This window comes from Actinomadura sp. NPDC048394 (assembly GCF_040651755.1).
Taxonomy (GTDB): domain Bacteria; phylum Actinomycetota; class Actinomycetes; order Streptosporangiales; family Streptosporangiaceae; genus Spirillospora; species Spirillospora montaniterrae.
The window spans coordinates 71721-92106 of record NZ_JBEZJL010000024.1; the positions used below are offsets into that span (position 1 = coordinate 71721).

19 protein-coding genes are annotated in these 20386 nt (G+C 71.1%); 15 read left to right on the plus strand and 4 right to left on the minus strand.

Annotated elements, in window-relative coordinates; genetic code table 11:
* Window positions 1-159: 159 nt before the first annotated feature.
* Complete coding sequence (locus AB0C78_RS19300; RefSeq protein ID WP_360749525.1) at window positions 160-909, plus strand: SDR family oxidoreductase; 750 nt, start codon at window positions 160-162, stop codon at window positions 907-909.
* Between the two features lie 57 nt (window positions 910-966).
* Here AB0C78_RS19300 and AB0C78_RS19305 read toward each other — a convergent pair whose 3' ends face one another.
* A complete protein-coding gene (locus AB0C78_RS19305; protein WP_360749528.1) occupies window positions 967-1989 on the minus strand; it encodes an aldo/keto reductase in 1023 nt (340 codons plus the stop codon).
* 250 nt (window positions 1990-2239) lie between these two features.
* On the opposite strand from AB0C78_RS19305, the gene AB0C78_RS19310 reads away from it, so the two are divergent.
* Both AB0C78_RS19310 and AB0C78_RS19315 read left to right on the plus strand, forming a co-directional pair.
* Window positions 2240-3151 (plus strand): helix-turn-helix transcriptional regulator, encoded by a 912-nt coding sequence (locus tag AB0C78_RS19310; RefSeq protein ID WP_360749531.1) that lies wholly within the window; start codon window positions 2240-2242, stop codon window positions 3149-3151.
* A 128-nt stretch (window positions 3152-3279) separates the two neighbouring features.
* A complete protein-coding gene (locus tag AB0C78_RS19315) occupies window positions 3280-3636 on the plus strand; it encodes a hypothetical protein (protein ID WP_360749534.1) in 357 nt (118 codons plus the stop codon).
* 39 nt (window positions 3637-3675) lie between these two features.
* On the opposite strand, the gene AB0C78_RS19320 is transcribed toward AB0C78_RS19315, so the two are convergent.
* On the minus strand, window positions 3676-4278 hold the full coding sequence (locus AB0C78_RS19320) for a helix-turn-helix domain-containing protein (RefSeq protein WP_360749537.1): 603 nt from the start codon (window positions 4276-4278) through the stop codon (window positions 3676-3678).
* Between the two features lie 105 nt (window positions 4279-4383).
* On the opposite strand from AB0C78_RS19320, the gene AB0C78_RS19325 reads away from it, so the two are divergent.
* The 3 genes from AB0C78_RS19325 to AB0C78_RS19335 all read left to right on the plus strand — a co-directional run bounded on the left by AB0C78_RS19325 (window position 4384) and on the right by AB0C78_RS19335 (window position 6441).
* The gene (locus tag AB0C78_RS19325; protein ID WP_360749540.1) at window positions 4384-4959 is read left to right on the plus strand and encodes a hypothetical protein; all 576 of its coding nucleotides are present in this window, start codon (window positions 4384-4386) and stop codon (window positions 4957-4959) included.
* Window positions 4960-5052: 93 nt separating this feature from the next.
* Window positions 5053-5967: a hypothetical protein gene (locus AB0C78_RS19330; RefSeq protein WP_360749543.1), complete on the plus strand. Its 915-nt coding sequence runs from the start codon at window positions 5053-5055 to the stop codon at window positions 5965-5967.
* A 6-nt stretch (window positions 5968-5973) separates the two neighbouring features.
* A complete protein-coding gene (locus AB0C78_RS19335; RefSeq protein ID WP_360749546.1) occupies window positions 5974-6441 on the plus strand; it encodes a hypothetical protein in 468 nt (155 codons plus the stop codon).
* 148 nt (window positions 6442-6589) lie between these two features.
* Here the strand turns inward: AB0C78_RS19335 and AB0C78_RS19340 are convergent, their stop codons facing one another.
* Entirely contained in the window at window positions 6590-7273 is a 684-nt protein-coding gene (locus AB0C78_RS19340; RefSeq protein ID WP_360749549.1) for a LysR family substrate-binding domain-containing protein, read from the minus strand.
* 55 nt (window positions 7274-7328) lie between these two features.
* On the opposite strand from AB0C78_RS19340, the gene AB0C78_RS19345 reads away from it, so the two are divergent.
* On the plus strand, window positions 7329-7712 hold the full coding sequence (locus tag AB0C78_RS19345) for a DUF5997 family protein (protein ID WP_360749552.1): 384 nt from the start codon (window positions 7329-7331) through the stop codon (window positions 7710-7712).
* 38 nt (window positions 7713-7750) lie between these two features.
* Here AB0C78_RS19345 and AB0C78_RS19350 read toward each other — a convergent pair whose 3' ends face one another.
* Window positions 7751-8242 carry a nuclear transport factor 2 family protein gene (locus tag AB0C78_RS19350; RefSeq protein WP_360749555.1) on the minus strand — a complete coding sequence of 164 codons (492 nt, stop codon included), beginning with the start codon at window positions 8240-8242 and terminating at the stop codon, window positions 7751-7753.
* Between the two features lie 423 nt (window positions 8243-8665).
* Between AB0C78_RS19350 and ilvE the strand changes: the two genes are divergently transcribed.
* The 8 genes from ilvE to AB0C78_RS19390 all read left to right on the plus strand — a co-directional run bounded on the left by ilvE (window position 8666) and on the right by AB0C78_RS19390 (window position 20383).
* Entirely contained in the window at window positions 8666-9601 is a 936-nt protein-coding gene (gene ilvE, locus AB0C78_RS19355) for a branched-chain-amino-acid transaminase (RefSeq protein WP_360749558.1), read from the plus strand.
* The gene (locus tag AB0C78_RS19360) at window positions 9598-10014 is read left to right on the plus strand and encodes a cupin domain-containing protein (RefSeq protein ID WP_360749561.1); all 417 of its coding nucleotides are present in this window, start codon (window positions 9598-9600) and stop codon (window positions 10012-10014) included. The genes ilvE and AB0C78_RS19360 overlap by 4 nt, the downstream gene beginning before the upstream one ends.
* Window positions 10011-10958: a zinc-binding dehydrogenase gene (locus AB0C78_RS19365; protein WP_360749564.1), complete on the plus strand. Its 948-nt coding sequence runs from the start codon at window positions 10011-10013 to the stop codon at window positions 10956-10958. Before AB0C78_RS19360 ends, AB0C78_RS19365 begins: the two co-directional genes overlap by 4 nt.
* Before the next feature lie 124 nt (window positions 10959-11082).
* A complete protein-coding gene (locus AB0C78_RS19370) occupies window positions 11083-12072 on the plus strand; it encodes a LysR family transcriptional regulator (RefSeq protein ID WP_360749567.1) in 990 nt (329 codons plus the stop codon).
* An 8-nt stretch (window positions 12073-12080) separates the two neighbouring features.
* Window positions 12081-12563 carry a MarR family winged helix-turn-helix transcriptional regulator gene (locus AB0C78_RS19375; protein WP_360749570.1) on the plus strand — a complete coding sequence of 161 codons (483 nt, stop codon included), beginning with the start codon at window positions 12081-12083 and terminating at the stop codon, window positions 12561-12563.
* A 25-nt stretch (window positions 12564-12588) separates the two neighbouring features.
* Window positions 12589-15786, plus strand: coding sequence for an isoleucine--tRNA ligase (gene ileS / locus AB0C78_RS19380; RefSeq protein WP_360749574.1), 3198 nt, complete (start codon window positions 12589-12591; stop codon window positions 15784-15786).
* A gap of 79 nt (window positions 15787-15865) precedes the next feature.
* Window positions 15866-16606, plus strand: a complete 741-nt coding sequence (locus tag AB0C78_RS19385) for a hypothetical protein (RefSeq protein WP_360749577.1) — start codon at window positions 15866-15868, stop codon at window positions 16604-16606.
* 117 nt (window positions 16607-16723) lie between these two features.
* Window positions 16724-20383 (plus strand): serine/threonine-protein kinase, encoded by a 3660-nt coding sequence (locus AB0C78_RS19390; protein ID WP_360749580.1) that lies wholly within the window; start codon window positions 16724-16726, stop codon window positions 20381-20383.
* Window positions 20384-20386 lie beyond the last annotated feature (3 nt).

Consider the following 20386-nt stretch of genomic DNA (forward strand, 5'->3'; position numbering starts at 1 on the left):
ACCCGTGCGGCAACCCCTGTGCGAGACCGTGCTCCGAGCGCTCATCCGCCTTCTGACCTGCGCCGTCCAACTCCCGTCCGGCGACCGATGCGGGCCGTCCGCCCGCGCTCCTACCGTCGACGCCATCACCAGAACACCTCGGACGGACGGAGAACGGCCATGCTTCTGGAGAACAAGACCGCGGTCATCTACGGCGGCGGCGGCGCGATCGGCGGCGCCATGGCGCGCGGCTTCGCCGCCGAGGGCGCGCGCGTCTTCCTCGCCGGCCGCACCCCGGCGACGCTCGACGCGGTCGCCGAGGACATCCGGGCCGCCGGCGGCCTCGCCGAGACGGCCCGCGTGGACGCCCTGGACGGCGACGCCGTCAACGGCTGGGTCGACTCCGTCGTGGCGACCGCCGGCAGCGTCGACGTCTCGGTCAACGTCATCTCCCACGAGACGCTGTTCGGCCCGCTGATGGAGCTGCCGGCCGACGCCTTCGCCCGGTCCCTGGAGAAGATCGCCCGCACCCTCATGCTGACCACGCAGGCCGCCGCCCGCCACATGGTCAAGCAGGGCTCGGGCGTGATCCTGCACTTCGGCGGCTCCGACAGCGGGAACCGCTCGCCCGGCCTCGGGAACGTCCAGGTCGGCTGCGAGATGGTCGAGGCGATGCGGCGGCAGTGGGCGTGCGAGCTCGGGCCGCACTCGGTCCGCGTCCTGTCGATGAAGACCGGGGGCGTGGCCGAGTCCATGCCGGACGGGCCGGAGATGGCCCCGGTCAAGCAGCAGATGGTCGACGCCACCCTCCTCAAGCGCGCCACCACCCTGGCGGACGTGAGCCGCATCGCCGCCTTCCTGGTGTCCGACCACGCCGCCACCATGACCTCGACGCAGGTCAACATCTCCGCCGGCGCCCTGGTCGACTGACCGGATCCGCGCCCCGCGACCCCGCCGGTGAACGGCACTGGCGGGGTCGCCGGCGCGTCAGGCGGCGGTGCGTTCGCCGGCGGGGCGGCGGCGGAGGCTCGCCTGCTGGAGGGCCGGCGGCACGTAGGCCTGGTCGAGCGTCCCGACGTCGGTGCCCGGCGGGACGATCTCGTCGATCCGGTCGAGGACGTCGTCGGTGAGCGCCACGTCGATGCCGGCGAGAAGGTCGTCGAGGTGGCTCATCGTGCGCGGTCCGACGATCGCGCTGGTCACGCCGGGATGAACGATCGTGAACGCCATGGCGAGGTGGGTCAGCGGCAAGCCCGCCTCGCCCGCGAGCGAGACGAACCGCTCGACGGCGTCCAGGCGGCGCTCGTCGTTGAGGTGCTTGAAGAGCCCGGCGCGGCGCAGCTCGTTCTGCCGGCCCTTGCGGACGCGCCCGGTGAGCAGCCCCTGCCCGAGCGGGCCCCACACCAGAGTGCCCATCCCGTAGTGCTCGGCGACCGGTAGCACCTCGCGTTCGATGCCGCGGCTGAGCAGCGAGTACGGCGGCTGCTCGGTGCGGAACCGTTGCAGGCCGCGCCGTTCGGCGACCCACTGGGCTTTGACGATGTCGGACGCCGGCATGTTGGACGTCCCGATCGCACGGACCTTCCCGCTGTGGATCAGGTCGGACAGCGCGGAGAGCGTCTCCTCGATGTCCGTCGCGGGGTCCGGCCGGTGGATCTGGTAGAGGTCGATGTGGTCGGTCTGCAGGCGCCGCAGCGAGTTCTCGACCGCGGTCATGATCCAGCGCCGGGAGGCGCCCTGCTGGTTGGGGTCGTCACCCATCGGGCGGCTCACCTTCGTCGCGAGGACGACATTGTCTCGTCGCCCCTTGAGCGCCTTGCCGACGACCTCCTCGGAGTCGCCGTAGGCGTCGGCGGTGTCGATGAGGTTGATCCCCGCGTCCAGCGCCTTGTGGATGATGCGGGCCGAGTCGTCGGGGTCGGAGTTCCCGACGGACGTGGCGAACATCAAGGCGCCGAGCCCATAGGGGCTGACCTTGATGCCCGTCCGGCCGAGCGTGCGGTACCGCATGCGGATCTTCCCTTCTTCGCGACCGAACGGTCTGCGATGCCGATGAATCAGCGGAAGGCGGATGGACTGTCATGCAGATGCCGCGTGAGGCACGCGACACCTGTCCTCGTCTCGTGGCACCGGCGAGGCACCGCCGGTCCGCCGAGCCGGCTTCCAGCGTGCGGCGGTGCGGGGATCGGCGGGAGAGACGTCCTTATCCGGGGACGGGCCGTCCCTGGCTGCGCCCGGCGTCCCCGGACATCATGGAGGTGTGGACAGAACCGAACTGGCCGACTTCCTGCGCCACTGCCGTACCCGGCTCGCCCCCGCCGACGTGGGACTGCCGCAGGGCGTGCGGCGCCGCACCCCGGGGCTGCGCCGCGAGGAGGTGGCGCAGCTGGCGGGCATGTCCACCGACCACTACACCCGGCTGGAGCAGGCCAGGGGTTCACGCCCGTCCCGCCAGATGCTCTCCGCCGTCGCCCGCGCGCTGCGGCTGACCAGCGACGAACGGGACCACCTGTTCCACCTCGCCGGCGAGCAGCCCCCACGCAACCGGTCGGCCACCGATCACGTCCGCCCCGGCCTGCTCCTCCTCCTCGACCGGCTGACCGACACTCCCGCCCAGGTCGTGAACGACGGCGGCGACATCCTCGCGCAGAACCCGATGGCCAAGGCGCTCCACGGCGACGCCTCCGCCCTCCCCGAAGCGCAGCGGAACATCGTCTGGCGTTACTTCACCGACCCCCGCGCGCGGGAACTGTTTCCGGCCGAAGACCATGACCGCGCCGCCCGCGTGGCGGTGGCGGACCTGCGCGCCGCACTCGCCCGCCGCCCGCACGACGCGCGGCTCACAACGCTCGTTCGCAGGCTCCGCGCCCGCAGCGCCGAGTTCGCCGCACTGTGGGACGCCCACCACGTCGCCGTACGCCGCGCCGACACCAAACGCTTCCAGCACCCCATCGTCGGCCTGCTGGAACTGGACTGCGAGGTAGTGCTGACCCCAGAGCACGACCAGCGGCTCGTCATCCACACCGCCCGCCCGGGCACCACCTCCTACGAACGACTGGAACTACTGCGCGTCGTCGGCCTCCAAGACCTGACACGACCAGAGCCACAAGCGGACCACGGGCAGCGCCACCCGGCCCCGGTTCCTCCCCACCCGGCTCCTGGGACCAGGTAGAAATCACCGATTCGCGCAGGACGACAACGAACGCGGGGTCTCGCTCGTACTCAAGGACGGATTGCCGATCAGTTACGATCTTGCCTTGCGGTCTGACGGCTCTTCCGAATCGCGCACGGAGACTGCCCATGCCACAGGTAACGATCCTCAACCTGAGAGAATCCGATCCGCTGCCCGACATCGCGGAGGCTGTCAGGCGCGCTCTGACCAGCATGCCGGAACTCCAGATAAACGATCACGAAATCGACCTTGTCCCGGTCCTGGCTCCGGACTCCTTCGACGCCGTGACGACCAGGATCAACGTCGATCTGTGGGAGCACGAAGCCCGGACCAAAGAAGCGCTGCAAGAACTGGCGACTCGGGTCGCCCGGGCCTTCCAAACCGCAACCGGGACAAACCGAAAGGTGAAGGCGGTCATCCGCCCGTACGACGTGGGACGCAGCGGCTGGGTGTCATTGGGAGCCGATCAGCGCGCCTGCGACTGATCGAGGCCACCCAGCGTCCGGCTGGGCATCCCTTCTGCTTCAGATCGGCCTGGCCTTGCTGGGTGCGGCGTGAGTCTGCAGCAGGTCGTCGACCCCGCGCAGGAAGGTCTCGCAGATCAGGTGGGGGTCGAAGAGGCAGCCGGCGGCCATGGCGCCGTCGCGCAGCATCACGAAGTGCCGGGCGGCGGGTTCGGCGGGCGTCTCCCCGATGCGTGCCAGCAGTTCGGTCACGGTGTCCAGGAACCATTGCCGGTGGGCGAGGACGGCCTTGTGCACCGGATGATCGGGATCGGGGTATTCGGCGGCGGCGTTGAGGAACGCGCATCCCCGGAAGCCGGCGGACCCGATGCCCTGCGCGATGGACTCGCCGAGGGCCCGGACGGTGTCGGCCGCCGCCAGTCCGCGTGAGACGGCATCGTCCACCTGGGCGCGCGTGGCCTGGTCGACTTCGGCCAGATAGGCGAGGACGAGGTCCTCCTTGCTGGAGAAGTGCCGGTAGAGGGTGGCCCGCGTCACCTGGGCCTCCGCGACGATCCGGTCGATCCCGACCGAGTGGATCCCCTCCGTGTAGAAGATCCTCGTCGCCGTGGCGAGCAGGCGGGAGCGCGCCTCTGAGGGTCGGCCTGCCGATTCTTGCCTCATGAGGCACATCCTAGCGAGAGGTAGAACGTTCGGTCTTGACAGGTGCGCGACGACGCTGCGACTCTGAGCGAGACAGAACGTTCGTTCTCCCTCGAAGGGGCTACTGTGACCACCATCGCTTCGCGCGGCATCGCCGGGACCGCTTTCAGCCTGCGGCGGCTGTACTTCGTCCGCTTCGGATTCGCCATCGTCTGGGCGCTCGCGATGTTCACGACGGCCTCGGACCTGGGCCCGTTCGCGGTCGCCCTGCTCGTGCTGTATCCGCTGTTCGACGTGGCCGCCGCCGTCATCGACGCCCGCGCGTCGCGCACCACCGGGTCGCCCGTGCTGCTGTACGTGAACGTCGCGGTCAGCCTGCTCACCGCCGCCGGCGTGGCCGTCGCCTGCGCGTCCGGCATTCCGGCGGTCCTGCGGGTGTGGGGCGCCTGGGCGATCGTGGCCGGGCTGGTCCAGCTGATCGTGGGCGTCACCCGCCGCACGATGGGCGGCCAGTGGCCCATGATCATCAGCGGTGCGGTCTCCGTGCTCGCCGGCGGCTCGTTCATCGTCGGCGCCTCCGCGGACGACCCGACCCTGACCAGCGCGGCCGGTTACGCCGTTCCCGGTGGCATCTTCTTCCTGATCTCGGCCATCCGTCTCGGCCGGGCCGCGAACGGGGCCCGGCACAGCGTCAACCCGTGACCCGGAACCGCCGCGTTCACGATCCGCCTCGAACCTTCATACAGACACAAGCGTCTATATGGGCATGGTTGCCTCACAGGACGAGGAAGCATGATGCGGACTCCACGGCGGATCGCCGGACTCCTGGCCGCCCTGCCCCTGGCCGCCCTCCTGACGGCCACCGGGTCGCCGCAGGCGCTGGCCGACCCCGCCTACCAGGAACTGTGCGCCGGCCCGGTCGCCGAACTCCAGGCGATCCAGGCGCGCATCCGAGAGCACAACGCCCGCCCCCACACCGGTCCCTACAGCGCGGCGGCCGCCGCCTACGACGCCGAAGCGGCCACCTTGAGGGGTGAGCAGAACCGCGCCCTCTCGCGGCTCATGGCCTGCGAGCGGGGTCTCGACCAGATGCAGGCCAGGTATCCGAGATCGACCATCATGAGCCCGTCGGCGGACGACGTCACCAAGATCGAGACGGCGCTCAAGAAGGTGACCGACGCGGAGAAGCAGGCCGCCACGCGCTGGAACGCCAAGACCTACGACTACCTCAAGTACGGACAGGGAAAGAGCGGGATGACCAAGCGGGTGGACCGGCAGCCCGCCAAACTCCCGCCGTCCGTCTACAGCGTTTACAAGGCGCTCGACCAAACGCGCCCCACGTTCCCCAAGACCGCCTACCTGCAAGGAGTGCAGGCGCCGAAGACGGGAACGCCCGACCCCGCCTATCCGCCTTCGAGCGGCCGGGTGGTCAACAGCACGCACATGGACCACATCGTCCCGCTGCGGCGGCTCGTGTCCATGCGCGGCTTTCTGAAACTGACCCCCGGCAACATGTACATCGTCGCGAACTCGCCCGCCAACGGCCAATGGCTCTCCGGCTCGGCGAACCTTTCCAAAGGCTCGGGAAGCGCGGCGCTCACCTCCGGCACCTCGCCCGCGTGGAGGCAGCAGCAGGCCCGGCTCCGGGAGAAGGCCGAAACCGAACTCCAGGAACTCATCGACGCCCTGCTCAAGAGCCAGAGGAGCTGACCCGAGATGTACGACCAGATCCAGAACCCGGGCCCGCCGCTCCCGCCCGCCCCAGGGCACGGCCAGCGGCGCCGCAGGTTCGTGCTGCTCGCTGGAGCGCTCACCGCGCTGGCCGTGTTCACCGGAGCCGCCGTCTACGGCGTCCACTGGTGGACGCACCGGGACGAGAGGCAGGTCAGCAGCGCGGTGACGGAGTTCGCGCACGCTGTCGACCGTGAGGACTCGGCCACGGCGCTCGGCCTCATGTGCGCGGAGGAGAAGCAGAGCGCCGTCGAGTCCGGAGCCTCCACGACCGACCACGGCCTCGCCTCCCGCTACGAACGGCCGGTGAAGACCTCCGACATCAAGATTTCCGGTGACCTGGCCCGGGCGCGGCTGACGCGCCCCTCCCAGCAGCCCGCAACTCTCTACCTCCGCAAAGAGGGCGGGACCTGGAAGCTGTGCGACCCGGAGCGGCAGAGCCCGCCGCAGTGATCCGAGCCCCGGCGCCCTTGCCGGACCGTCCCGTGGGCCGGTTCGGCAAGGGCGCCGCGGCCCACGGACGGCGACCGTGCACCGTCGTGGAAAGGCCCGGGAAGTGGGCGCGGCCTGCCATGCCCCCGTCCGGTGAGCACGGCTCTCGTCACCTCCGGCGGCGCTTCTGACGGCGCTGCTTGGTGGGGGAGCGCTGTTGCGGTGCCTTCTTACGGGCGGGTTCTTGCCGGGGATTGCGGCCACGGGAGCTGTTGGGAGTGCGGCCGCGGACGATGCCGATCAGTTCCTCCATGAGATCGGTCGTCTCGACATCGAGCCAGGCCAGGCCGATCTGGGACTGAGGAGCATCGGTCACGGGTCGGTAGGTGACGTCTTTGCGGTGATGGAGGCGGGCCAAAGACTGCGGGACCAGTAGGACGCCGGCTCCCGACGCCACCAGCCCGATCGCGCCGGCGGTGCTCTCCGGACGGGTGAAGGCAGGCTGCCCGGGGCGATCGTCCCAGGTCAAGACGTCGTCGAGCGGCTCGAACACGTCCTCGTCGGCGAGATCGGCGAGCTCCACCTCCTCCACCGCGGCCACCGCGTGATCCTTGGGCACCACGACCACGGTCGTCTCCAGGTACAGCGGGATCACATGGAGGCCCTCGCGGTCGACGGGCAGGCGGACGAACGCCGCATCCACGCCGCCGTTACGCAGCAGGGGGACGACCTCGGCCGCCGGCGTCTGCAGCAGGCGAAGCGGCACCTCCCGGACCCGCTCGGCCCACACCCCGGCCCACTTCCCGGGCGTCACGCCCGGCACGTAGGCCAGCCGGAACTCACCATCGGTCACTCCGCCACCCTAGTCGCGTCCAGGCGATGCCCTCCCGCTGGCTACCCTTGAGGTCATGGGCACGTCCAAAGCAAAGACCCCGCAGACCATGAAGCCCGCGACCGCGGCCAAGAAGCTGGGGATCCTGCTGTCGGCAGCACCCGCCGAGTTCCAGGAAGGTCCCGTCTCCCGGGACGAGCTGAACGCGCTGCAAGCCGACCCGCCCGCATGGCTGACGAACCTGCGTCGTGAGGGTCCGCACCCTCGCCAGGTCGTCGCCGCCAAGCTCCGCGTCTCCATCTCGGGTCTGGCCCGCGCCGGCATCACGGGCCCCCTGACCACGGCCGAGATCGAGAACCTGAAGGCCGAAAGGCCCGACTGGCTGGACCGCGAGCAGGCCGTCCAAGCCGAGGTCCGCAAGGAGGAGCTCCGCCTCAAGCAGCAGCGCGCCAAGGCCTGACCCACGCGGCGCCGCCGGCGCCGGGCCGCATCGACAGGTCAGGTTCCCGGCTGCGGGGACGTGGGCGCCCAGCGGTCCGCCAGCAGCCTGAAGCTGGGCACATCGTCGAGCGATACCGAGTATTCGTAGGTCCGTTCATAGCCGATGCCACTGATGCGCCACGCGCCGTCCGCGCAGCGCCGATACGTCTCCTCGTAGAAGGCGGATCCGCGGATCAGCACCCGGAACGCCTTGGCGATGACGGTGTCCTCCAGGCACCAGGTGCCCTCGGCCCGGTCGCCGTCGACCCGGATCTCGGGCTGGCCCGCGAAATGCACCGTGGTGATCTCGGGACCGAGGTTGTCGCGCATGTAGTCGACGATGGCGTCGCGGCCCTCCAGGCGCAGCGGCCCGCCGACCGCGCGGGTCCCGTAGGCGCCCAGGGCGTCCTCGGTGAGGGTGTCGGCGAACCCGTCCCAGTCCTTCAGGTCCAGGCAGCGCAGGTAGCGGTACTTGACCTGACGGATCTCTTCCAGGGCGTTCAGATCCATGCGACGTAGCCTGCTCGCCCCCGCCGCCATTGACAAGGACGTGTCCCGATGCCCGAGACGGTCTCCCGCTCGGCGTTCGGCGCATCGGCCACGTAGCCGTGCCGGACTCGGTCCAGTGCTTCACGTGGTCGACAGTGAGGTGCGCTCACCGGGTTCGGGTAGGTGGCCGTGCTCGAAAAGGGAGCGCCCCGCTCTCACTCCCGACCGCACTTTGCTTTGGCGTGTGGAAATTGGCTTTCCTGTTTCGGTGTGTGCGCTGCGGCATCGCCTACAGTGCTGCTGAAGGCTTTTTTAAGAAGCCTTCGATTGTGCTTAACGTGGCGACCGGCTTAACGTGCTGGCAGACGGCCCTTCGGTGAAGGTGAGGTCAGTGCATTGAGCGTACAGGCAGAAGCCGGACCACGGGATCGCGCCGTTTTCGGCGTGCCCTATGACCAGGTCTTCGTCGATGGCGAATTCGTTTCGTCGGACGCGGCGCGATTGAGCGTCCTCGCGAACGTCGTCTCGTACGGAACCGGGACCTTCGAGGGGATCCGCGCCACGTGGAACCAGGAGCGGGGGGACCTCTTTCTCCTGGAAGCGGCGGCGCACTACGAGCGGCTGGAGCGTTCCGCGCGGATCCTCGGCCTCACGCTGCCGTATCCGCCCGCGGAACTGGTGGCGGTGACCTGTGAACTGCTGCGCCGGAACGGCGTGCGCGCCGACAGCTACGTCCGCCCCTTGCTGTTCCTGGCCGGTGAGCAGCTCGCCGTCCGGATGCACGATTCGGGCGGCCGGCTGTGCATCCCGGCCACCCCGATGCCGGGCGACTACATCGACCCGCGGGGCATCCGCTGCATGGTGAGCACCTGGCGGCGCGCCACGGACGTCGCCGTGCCCAACCGCGCCAAGGTGATCGGGAGCTATGTCGGCCCGGCGCTGGCCAAGACGGAGGCGATCCGGCACGGGTTCGACGAGGCCCTGCTGCTGACCGCCGATGGCCATGTGGCCGAGGCGACGACATCGAACGTCCTGGTGCGTTCCGGGGACGAGTGGGCCACGCCGGCGGCGACCGACGACATCCTCGAGGGGATCACCCGCCGCCAGGTGACCGAGCTGCTCTCCGAGGACTTCGGCGTCACCGTCGTCCAGCGGCGCGTCCACCGCTCGGAGCTCTACGCCTGCGACGAGGCGCTGCTGTGCGGCACGGCCGCCATGGTCGTCCCGGTCATCGAGGTGGACGGACGCCCGGTCGGCGACGGGACGCCGGGGGAGACGACGCTGGCGTTGCAGCGCGAGCTGGCGTCGATCGCCCGTCGCGGCGGCGACCGGCACCACGAGTGGACCATTCCCGTATACGGCACCGAGGAGCAGGCGTGAACGAGTCGAACAGGCGGGCCTCGACCGGGACCGGGACGCCGAGCGCCCTGGACGACCTCGGCTCGATCCGGCCGCTGCGCATCTGGCAGGACGTCATCGCCCGGGTCATCGAGAGCGAGCTGATCACGCTGGCGGTCGTGGAGATCCCGCCCGGCGGCCTGGTGCCGGCGCATCGGCACCCGAACGAGCAGGTCGGGCTCTGCCTGGCGGGCTCCCTGCGGTTCACCGTCGGTGCGGAGACGGGGGAGTTCGGCCCCGGCGGCATGTGGAGGATCCACGCCGACGTGCCGCACGAGGTCCATGCCGGTGCCGACGGCGCCGTGGTCGTCGAGGCGTTCTCTCCCGTCCGGAGCGACTGGGAAGGGCTGGACCGGGCACCCGAGTCGCCTCCGCGCTGGCCGGCCGGATCATGAGAGCCCTGTCCGCGACGGGCGACGGCGGCCTGGTCGAGCTGGTCCGGGTGCCCGAGCCGTCCGCCGGCACCGGCGAGGTGTTGGTCGATGTCCAAGCCGTCTCGGTCAACCGCGGCGAACTGCACCGCCTGACGGGGGCGGCCGCGGGCTGGCGGCCGGGCTGGGACTTCGCGGGTGTCGTGGCGGACCAGGGGACGTCCGGCGCCGCGCCGGGAGCCGGCCGTCCGGCTCCCGGCACGCGGGTGTTCGGCATCGCGGACGGCGGGAGCTGGGCGGAGCGGGTCGCGGTCCCCGCGGCCAGGCTCGCCGTCGTCCCGGACGGGCTCCCGGTCGAGCGGGCGGCGGCGCTGCCGACCGCAGGCCTGACCGCATTGCGGGCGTTGCGCATGCACGGTGACCTCGCGGGGGCCGGCGTCCTGGTGACGGGGGCGGCCGGCGGGGTCGGGCGGTTCGCCGTCCAGCTGGCGCACCGGTTCAAGGCCGAGGTGACGGCCGTGGTCGGCCGGCCCGGCCGCCGCGAAGGGCTCGCCGCGCTCGGCGCCGCGGAGGTCGTCGTCGGCGTCGAGGGGCTGGAAGCGGGGTTCGACCTCGTTCTGGAGACCGGCGGCGGTGAGTCCCTGCGGGAGGCGCTCCGCCTGGTCGCGCCGCACGGCACCGTGGTCTCGTTCGGCAATTCCTCGCGCGCCTCGACGACGTTCTCGGTGAGCGACTTCTATCCGAAGGAAGCGGCCCTGCGCGGCTTCTATGTGCTGAACGACCTGGACGGCCCCCGCACCGCGGACGACCTCGCCTATCTCGCCGGGCTGGCCGCCACGGGCGAGCTGGCGGTGGACATCGCGGCCATGAGCGATTGGCGGGACGCGCGGGCGATTCTTCACCGGTTGCGCGACCGGCGCCTGGCGGGGAAAGCGGTGCTCCTGGTGACAAGGGAAAAGCAGAGCTGATGGATCGCGATTTCGAGGGTCCGCATCGCGGCCGGCGAGGCTTTGCCGGATCCGCCGTCCGACTCGGGAAAGGCCGTTCCCCGGCAGCCGGGGAGGTCTTGAACCGCGGTTCTAGCATTGCGCCATGCTCGACGTGACGCGTTTGCGCGTGCTCCGGGAGGTGGCGCGGCACGGCTCTTTGACCCGCGCCGCGGAGGCCCTCTCCTTCACCATCTCCGCCGTTTCCCAGCAGATCGCCGTGCTCGAACGGGAAGCGGGGGCGCAGCTGCTCGTGCGGCATGCCCGGGGCGCGCGGCTGACCGAGGCGGGACGGGTGCTGGTGCGGCACGCCGAGGCGGTCCTCGCCGAGCTGCGCGCGGCCGAGACGTCCCTGGCGGCCGTCGCGCACGGTACCGGCGGCCGGCTGCGGCTCGGGTCGTTCACCACGGCGAACGCGACGCTGATGCCCCGGGCGGTGAGCGCCTTCCAGCAGCGTTTCCCCGATGTGGAGGTCGACCTGACGGAGATCGACCGGGACGAGGCGATCGCCGCGGTCGCCATGTACGAGCTGGACCTCGCCCTGGTCTACGAGTTCCCCGTGGTGCCGCTGGAGGTTCCGGCCAACGTGGAGCTCAGCCCGCTTCTCGTGGATCCCCTGCACGTCGCGCTTCCGCTCGGGCACCGGCTCGCGGACCGCGAGCGGCTCCGGCTGACCGACCTCGCCGAGGACCGCTGGATCCAGGGCGTGCACCACGGCTCGACCATCGACGTCCTTCCGCGCGCCTGCCGGAAGGCGGGTTTCGAGCCGCGGATCGCCTTCCGCACCGACGACCAGATGACGGTGCGCGGTCTCGTCGCGGCGGGGCTGGGCGTCGCCCTCGCCCCGTCGCTCACGCTGCCGGCGACCCCGTCCGGCCTGGTGGTGCGCCCGCTGAGCGAGCCGTCCCTGACCCGGACGGTTTCGGCGGCCACGCCGGCCGGCGAGTACCGGCTGCCGTCCTCGTCGATCATGATCGAGCATCTTCGCCGGGTCGCCGCCGGGCTGGGACCGCACTGCCGGCCCGTCGCGGAGCCCGAGCGGCATGCCGTGCGCCCTGGTCATCGGCTACAGACAAGAGGGGGCGAATATGTTTGACTGGGTCAATGAATTTCGCGCCGGGGCCCGCCGTGCGGTCGCGTGACGGCGACCTCGTCGGCGAGGCGCGGGCGCTCGGCAGGATGTACCGGTATCTGGTGGACGGCCTGCGGCTCAGCTGGGAGAACGCCCCGTACTCCGTGACCGAGGGCTGGGTGATCGTCGAGCTGGCGCAGCGGGACGTCACCGAGGTGATGGAGCTGCGCCGGCGGATCGGCATGGATCCCGGCTACCTCAGCCGCGTCCTGGCCCGGTTCCAGGCCGACCGGTTGATCACCAGAGCCAGATCGCCCGAGAACCGGCGCTTCCAGACGGTCCGGCTGACCCGGCGCGGCCGGGCCGCCTTCGAGGCCATCGAGGACCGCATGGCGGAGGCGCTGCGCGTCCGGCTGAGCGCGTTCCCGGAGAGTGACCGGCGGCGGATCGCCGAGGCGATGACGTCGATCAGCGGCGCGGTCGAACGTGCCCTTGGAGGTCGATGTGCCCTTTGAAGCCGACATGCCCTTTGAAGCCGATGTGCCCTTTCAAGCGGTCGAGCGGCAGCCCGAATTCCCCGCCATCGAGGAGCGCGTGCTCGAACGCTGGCGGGTCCGACGGGTGTTCCGGCGGGCGATCGAGCGCACTGCGGACGGCCCGCCGTTCACGTCCTACGACGGACCCGCCACCGTCGGCGGGAGCCCGGGACTGCGGCACGTCCAGGCGCAGGTGTTCAAGGACATTTTCCCGCGCCACCGAATGATGAAGGGCGCGCACGTCCTTCGGACTGCGGGCCATGGATGCCATGGGCTCGGCATCGAGGTCGAGGTCGAGGAACGGCTTGGAATCGACCGGAAGAGCCGGATCGAAGAGTCCGGGATCGCGGAATTCAACGCGCAATGCCGGGCCGCCGTCACCCGCTCCATCGCCGAGTTCGACCGGCTCACCCGGCGGATGGGGTCCTGGGCCGACGTCGAGCGGCCCTACTCCACGATGTCCACCGAGTACGTCGAGAGCGTCTGGTGGTCGCTGAAGACCCTGTTCGAGAAAGGCCTGATCTACCGCGAGGAGCGAGTCGCTCCGTACTGCCCCCGGTGCGGCACCGCGCTGTCCGATCACGAGACGGCCCAGGGGTACGCGCAGACCGACGACCCGAGCGTCTACGTCCGCTTCCCGCTGCTGGACGGCCCCCTGGCGGACGAGGGAGCCGACCTGCTCGTTTGGACGACCATGCCGTGGACGCTCGTGCCCGCCACGCTCGCCGTGATCGGAGAGCACATCCGGTACGTCCTGGCCGCCGGAGGACAGGCGGGTGACCGTCCGGTCGTCATGGCCGCGGACCGCGTCGGGACGGTGCTCGGCGACGGAGCCCGGGTGATACGGGACGTGCCCGTCGCGGACATCGCCGGAGCCCGCTACAAGGCACCCTTCGACTTCGTCGGTCCCGGGTCCGCCGACGATCCGGACGGCGACCCCGCCTCATGGCGCTTCGTCGTGACCGCCGACTTCGTCAAGGTGAACGAGGGGACCGGGGTCGTGCACACCGGCGCGGCCTTCGGCGAGGACGACATGCGGGTCGCCCGCGAGCACGGCGTCCCGGTGGTCAAGCCGGTGCGGCCCGACGGCCGGTTCGACGACAGGGCCGGCCCCTACGCGGGCATGTACGTCCGGGACACCGACGAGCGGATCGTCGAGGACCTCCGGGACGCCGGCCTGCTCCTGCACGCGGGCGTCCACCGCCACACGTACCCGTTCTGCTGCTGGTGCGCCACCCCGTTGCTGTACTACGCCACGCCGTCCTGGTACGTCGCGACCACCCGCGTCCGGGACCGGATGATCGAGGGCAACGCCGGGATCGACTGGCGGCCGCCGCACGTCCGCGACGGCCGCTACGGCGAATGGCTGGCCGGCAACGTCGACTGGGCCCTGTCGCGGGAGCGCTACTGGGGGACGCCGCTGCCGTTCTGGTGCTGCGACGCCTGCGACCACGTGATCGCCGTCGGATCGCTCGCCGAGCTGGCCGGGCTCTCGGGAAGGGATCTCACCGGGCTCGATCCGCACCGGCCCCATGTCGACGAGGTGACGATCCCCTGCGACCGGTGTCCCGGCGGCGTGCTGCGCCGCGTCCCCGAGGTCGCCGACGCCTGGTACGACTCCGGCGCGATGCCGTTCGCGCAGTTCGGCCACCCGCACACGGCCGGCGGCGAGGAGCTGTTCACCGCCCGGTTCCCCGCGGATCTGGTCTGCGAGCCGATCGATCAGACCCGCGGCCGGTTCTACGCCTTGCAGGCGGTGGGGACGTCGCTGTTCGGGCACGCCGGTTTCCGTCGAGCGCTCTGCCTTGGACCCGTGTCCGGCGCGGACGGCCGCGGCCCGCAGGAGTTGATCGACGAGCATGGCGCCGACGCGCTGCGCTGGCTGCTCGCCACCGACGGCCCTCCCTGGCAGCCGCGGCCGGTCTCCGCCGAGCGGCTTCGAGAGATCACCCGGAAGACGATCCTCACCCTCTGGAACACCTATTACTTCTTCGTCACCTATGCCGGCCGCGCCGGATGGACGCCGCGACACGGCGTCCCTCCGATCGCGCGGCGGCCGGTCCTTGACCGCTGGATCCTCGCGCGGCTCGCCGAGGCGACCGAGCGGACCGACGCGGCCCTCACGGACTTCGACGCGGCGGGCGCCGGCCGCGAGCTCGCCGCCTTCGTCGACGACCTGTCGAACTGGTACGTGCGCTGCAGCAGGAGCCGCTTCTGGAACGAGGACGGCGAAGACGGCGAGGACAACGAGGACGGCGAGGACGCGGGCGCCGCGTTCGCCACCCTGTACTCCTGCCTGACGACCCTGGCCCGGCTCATCGCGCCGATGATGCCGTTCCTCGCCGACGAGCTCCACGAGAACCTGGTCCGCTCGGTCAGCGCGAACGCACCGGACTCGGTGCACCTGACCGGCTACCCGGCGCCGGACGAGAGCGCCCGGGACGCGGCCCTGTGCGAGGCCATGGCGGTCGCCCGCCGGCTCGTCACGCTGGGGCGCGACGCCCGCGCGACGGCGGGCGTCCCGGTGCGCCGTCCCGCGCGCCGGGTTCAGGTCACCGTGCCCGCGGACGCCCGGCGGCTGCTGCCCGAGGTGCGTCAGGTGATCGCCTCAGAGCTCAACGTCAGATCCGTCGAGCTCGGCATCGGCGCCGCCATGACCCGGACCCTCAAACCCGACTTCCGCGCGCTCGGCCGCGACTTCGGGAGCCGCACCAAGGCCGTAGCCGCCGCCATCGCGGGCGCCGACGCGGAGAAGGCCGTGGCCGAACTCGAAGCACGCGGGCACTTCACGGTGGAGCCGGACGGGGAGGCCGTCGCGCTGAGCGCCGGGCACGTCCAGATCGTCGAGCGGCCGGTGCGCGGCTGGCAGGTCTCCACCGACGGCCCGTACGCCGTGGCCCTGGACCTGGACATCGACCGCGAGCTGCACCTCGAAGGACTCGCCAGGGAGCTCGTCCGGCTGATCAACGACCTGCGGAAGCGGGAGGGCTTTGATCTCGCCGACCGGATCGCCGTCGACATCGCCCCCGTGGACGACCCCGACGGCGAGATCGGCGCGATGCTCTCCGTGCACGGCGAGGCGATCGCCCGCGACGTCCTGGCCCGCGCGGTCACCCATGACGGCGGCGCGGCGGGGGATTCGGCGATACGCCGCCGTTTCGACATCGGACGCGGCGCCGTCCTGGTCACCGTCCTGCGATGACCGCCGGCCGAAGCGGGCGACGCCCCATTCGTGATCGCGATGGAAATGCCCACCGAAACAGTCGTCGAGAGGATGCGCGATGACCGACGTACCGGATCACCGGCGAACGGAGGCTTCGCCGTTCGGCGGTTCCCCCTGGTGGGGCCTTGCCGGACCGGGGCTCGCCACGATCATCGGATTGTTCCTGCTGACCGCGGTCTACGGCACCGACGCGTTCTCGCCGATGCAGCGCGCCCTCTATTTGCCGGGCCACGCGTTGCTGATGAAAGCCGTCGTCCCGTACCTCATCGCGGCGGCGGTGGCACTTCCCGTCGGTGTCCTCCTCGGGGCCCGTTACCCGGCGGCGGTGACCATTCCCGCCATCCTCGCGTCGGCCCTCGGAGGTCTGCTGGTCGCGTTCACCGAGAACACTGGTGTGCTGTCGGCGGGGCGCGTGCTAGGCGGGCTCGGTACCGGCGCGTCGCTCGGAGTCGCGGTAGTGCTGCTGCTGCGATTCGAGCGTCGGCGCGGCCTGGTGTCCGCGGCGATGGCGCTCCTGGGCGTCCTGGCGCTGATCGTGGCCCCGCCGGTCAACCAGGCCATTTCCGAAGCGATCAGTTTCCGCTGGACCTTCCTCCTCGCGGAGCCATTGCTGTTCGTCGCGCTGGCCGCCGGCGTGGTCAACGGAATACTGCTCATCACCGGTCGTCGCGCTGCCCGGCCGAACCCGTATGGCATTGCTTCGGGGCCGCCGTACCAGCCGCCGTATCCGCCTCCATATCCGCCGCCGCCCCCACCGCCCTATCAGCAGCCGTACCCGCCATCCGGGCCTCGCCAGTAAAGGCACCACGGAAGTGTGCCCGCCGATGAGAACTCAGCTCGTTCGGGGGGCGTCACAGTGGCTGGTGATCGATCGTCGTGGCCCGCGGCCAGGGATCCGGCCAGGCCGGAGAAGGGGTTGTCGGAGTTGGTGGAGCGGTTGGAGCCGGGTGATCCCGAGCGGATCGGGGAGTTCTGGCTGGCGGGGCGGTTGGGCGCCGGTGGGCAGGGGGTGGTGTACGAGGCCTACGGACCCGACGGGGCGCGGGTGGCGGTGAAGGTCCTGCACGGGGCGGGCGGCTCCTCGCGGGAACTGGAGCAGATGGCGGCCGAGGCGCGGGCCGCGCAGCGGGTCGCCTCGTTCTGCACCGCGCGGATCGTGCAGGTGCGGTTGAAGCCGCCGCGGCCCTACATCGTCAGCGAGTACATCGACGGGGTGAGCCTGCAGGCCGCGGTCGCCGGCGGGCCGGGACGCGAGCCCCGCCTGTTCGCCGGGGACGAGCTGCACCGGCTCGGGATCGGCATCGCCACGGCGTTGACGGCCATCCACCAGGCCCGGGTCGTGCATCGCGACCTGAAACCGGGCAACGTCATGTTGGGGCCCGATGGTCCCCGGTTGATCGATTTCGGGATCGCGCGGATGGTGGAGACCCACTCGGCAACCCAGGCCGGGGGGTTCACCGGGACGCTGCGTTACATGCCGCCGGAGGTGTACGCAGGGCAGCGCGCCGGGGCCGAGGCCGACGTGTTCGCCTGGGGCGCGATCATGGTGTTCGCCGCGACCGGCCGGCACGCCTTCACCGGCAATACCCTGCCCGCGATCGCCCACCAGGTCCGCACCCACCACCCCGACCTGTCGGTCCTGCCCGAGCCGCTGCGGGCGCTGGTGGCCGCGGCACTGGACAAGGACCCGCTGCGGCGCCCGTCGGCGCGCGCGATCCTGACGGCGCTGACCGGCGACCCCCACCAGGACACCGGCCTGGAAGACCTGATGAACCTGGGGTCCGCGCAAGCCGCCCCGCACACCGGGTGGGAGCCGGGAGACCCCGCGCTGGGCAAGCTCGCCGAGGACGTCTACACCACCCTGCCCCCAGAAGACCGTCACCTGGTCCCCGAAGTGTTCCTGCGCTGTGTGATACCCGGCGAGGGCGGCGGCTGGTCCCTGCATCCGGTGCCTGCCGCAGAACTGTTCGACCGCGACGACCCCGGCGATGCGGATGCGCTGCGGCGGGTGGTCCAGGCCTTCACCCCGCTGCTGGCCATCACCGGCGACCAGGCGTCCGGTCCCGTCGGGGACCCGGCCCCGCTGCCCGGTGAGCGCATCGTTCTAGCCCGTCCGGCGCTCCCGCGGGCCTGGCCGCGGCTGCGCGACTGGCTCGAACAGCACCGCCGGGACTTGACCGGCCACCCCCGCCTCCGCCAGGCCGCCCACGTCTGGAACACCAACGGCCGACGCCGCAGCGACGTGCTGACCGGCGCCGCCCTCGACCAGGCCATGCACTGGGCCACCAGCGGGCGTCCGCCCCGCCCCAACCGGACCGAGCGCGCCCTGCTGGACGCCTCCCACCGCGCCCAGGCCACCCGCACCCGCCGCACCCGCGCCACCGCCCTGGTCCTGGCCGTGGCCACCCTGCTGTCCCTCACCGCCACCGGATGGGCCCTCCAGGCGCAACGCACCGCCACCAGCCAACGCGACACCGCCACCCGCCAACGCGACACCGTCGTGTCCAGCCAACTCGTTACCCGAAGCGAGCAGGCCGCCGACCCGGAGGTGGCGGCGCTGCTGGCCGTAGCGTCCCGCAGGATCCAGAAGACCCCCGAAAACCGTGCGCGCCTCCTGGACATCCTGGCCAAACCAGAACGCGGCACCCTCACCGGTCACACCTACTGGGTGAAATCGTTGGCGTTCAGTCCCGACGGCGGCGTCTTGGCCACCGCCAGCGAAGACGACACGGTGCGGCTTTGGAACACCCGCACCAACCAACAGATCGGCAGCCCGCTGACCGGCCACACCGACAACGTGAATGCGGTGGCGTTCAGCCCGGACGGCCACACTCTGGCCACCTCCAGCTCCGATAAGACCGTGCGTTTTTGGGACGCCCGCACCCACCAGCAGGTCGGCGCCCCCCTCACCGGCTCCGCCAGTTACGCCGGCGGGGTGGATTCGGTGGCGTTCAGTCCCGACGGCGGCGTCTTGGCCACCGTCGGCAACGACCTCAGGGTGCGGTTGTGGGACACGCGCACCCGCCAGCAGATCGGCGGCCCGCTGACCGGCCACACCGACCAGGTGGATGCGGTGGCGTTCAGCCCGGACGGCAACACCCTGGTCACCGCCGGCTCCGACCTGCGCCTTTGGGATGCCCGCACCCACCGGCAGATCGGCGGCCCCTTCACCGGCCGCACCGACGGTGTGGAGGCGGTGGCGTTCAGCCCGGATGGCAACACTCTGGCCACCGCCGACTACGACAAGACCGTGCGGCTTTGGGATGTCCGCACCCACCGGCAGGTCGGCAGCCCCTTCACCGGCCACACCGACGAGGTGACTTCGGTGGCGTTCAGCCCCGACGGCAACACCCTGGCCAGCGCCAGCTTCGACAAAACTGTGAGGCTTTGGGATGTCCGCACCCACCGGCAGGTCGGCAGCCCGCTCACCGGCCACACCGGGGCCGTGTTCACGGTGGCGTTCAGTCCTGACGGCCTCACGCTGGCAACGGGCGGCGACGACAAGACCGTGCGGCTCTGGAATCCCCGCACCCACCGGCAGAGCGGCAGCCCGCTGACCGGCCATACCGACAAGGTGACTTCGGTGGCGTTCAGCCCCGACGGCAAAACTCTGGCCACCGCGAGCTCCGATGAGACCGTGCGACTCTGGGACACCCGCACCCGCCGGCAGGTCGGCAGCCCGCTCACCGGCCATACCAAGGACGTGTTGTCGGTGGCGTTCAGTCCCGACGGCAAGACCCTGGCCACCGGCGGCTACGACGGCACCGTGCGGCTCTGGGACACCCGCACCCACCGGCAGATCGGCAACCCTCTCACCGGCCACGTCGGCACCGTGACCACCGGCCACGTCGGCGAGGTGAATGCGGTGGTGTTCAGCCCGGACGGCAAGACCCTGGCCACCGGCGGCTCCGACACCACCGTGCGGCTCTGGGACGCCCGCACCCGCCAGCCGATCGGCACCCCCCTCGAAGGCCACACCGACCCGGTGGAGTCGGTGGCGTTCAGCCCGGACGGCAGAACCCTGGCCACCGCCGGCTGGGACCACACCGTGCGGCTCTGGGACACCCGCACTCACCGACCGGCCGGAAAGCCCATTGCCGCCCATGCCGACTACCTGGAGTCGGTGGCGTTCAGCCCCGACGGCAAGACTCTGGCCACCGCCAGTGACGACAAGACGGTGCGGCTCTGGGACACCAGCACCCGCCAACAGATCGGCACCCCTCTCACCGGCCACACCGACCACGTGGTCTCGGTGGCGTTCAGCCCGGACGGCAGAACCCTGGCCACCGCCGGCTGGGATCACACCGTGCGGCTCTGGGACACCCGCACTCACCAACAGATCGGCACCCCTCTCACCGGCCACACCGACCAGGTGAATTCGGTGGCGTTCAGCCCCGATGGCACGACCCTGGCCACCGCCAGTGACGACCACACCGTGCGGCTCTGGGACATGGCGATGCCCCAGGACCAGGATCTCGTCGGCCTCGCCTGCCGAGTGGCCAAGCGCTCACTGACACGCAAGGAATGGGCCCAGTACGCGCCGACCGGCATCGAGTTCCAGAAGGCCTGCCCGTGATCG

Bases quoted from the DNA above. Each gene is read 5' to 3' on its own strand.
- AB0C78_RS19330 (WP_360749543.1), top strand. From the start codon at position 5,053: ATGCGGACTCCACGGCGGATCGCCGGACTCCTGGCCGCCCTGCCCCTG.
- AB0C78_RS19305 (WP_360749528.1), bottom strand. From the start codon at position 1,989: ATGCGGTACCGCACGCTCGGCCGGACGGGCATCAAGGTCAGCCCCTAT.
- AB0C78_RS19320 (WP_360749537.1), bottom strand. From the start codon at position 4,278: ATGAGGCAAGAATCGGCAGGCCGACCCTCAGAGGCGCGCTCCCGCCTG.
- AB0C78_RS19375 (WP_360749570.1), top strand. From the start codon at position 12,081: ATGAATTTCGCGCCGGGGCCCGCCGTGCGGTCGCGTGACGGCGACCTC.
- AB0C78_RS19335 (WP_360749546.1), top strand. From the start codon at position 5,974: ATGTACGACCAGATCCAGAACCCGGGCCCGCCGCTCCCGCCCGCCCCA.
- AB0C78_RS19345 (WP_360749552.1), top strand. From the start codon at position 7,329: ATGGGCACGTCCAAAGCAAAGACCCCGCAGACCATGAAGCCCGCGACC.
- AB0C78_RS19365 (WP_360749564.1), top strand. From the start codon at position 10,011: ATGAGAGCCCTGTCCGCGACGGGCGACGGCGGCCTGGTCGAGCTGGTC.
- AB0C78_RS19370 (WP_360749567.1), top strand. From the start codon at position 11,083: ATGCTCGACGTGACGCGTTTGCGCGTGCTCCGGGAGGTGGCGCGGCAC.
- AB0C78_RS19385 (WP_360749577.1), top strand. From the start codon at position 15,866: ATGACCGACGTACCGGATCACCGGCGAACGGAGGCTTCGCCGTTCGGC.
- AB0C78_RS19315 (WP_360749534.1), top strand. From the start codon at position 3,280: ATGCCACAGGTAACGATCCTCAACCTGAGAGAATCCGATCCGCTGCCC.
- AB0C78_RS19300 (WP_360749525.1), top strand. From the start codon at position 160: ATGCTTCTGGAGAACAAGACCGCGGTCATCTACGGCGGCGGCGGCGCG.
- AB0C78_RS19350 (WP_360749555.1), bottom strand. From the start codon at position 8,242: ATGGATCTGAACGCCCTGGAAGAGATCCGTCAGGTCAAGTACCGCTAC.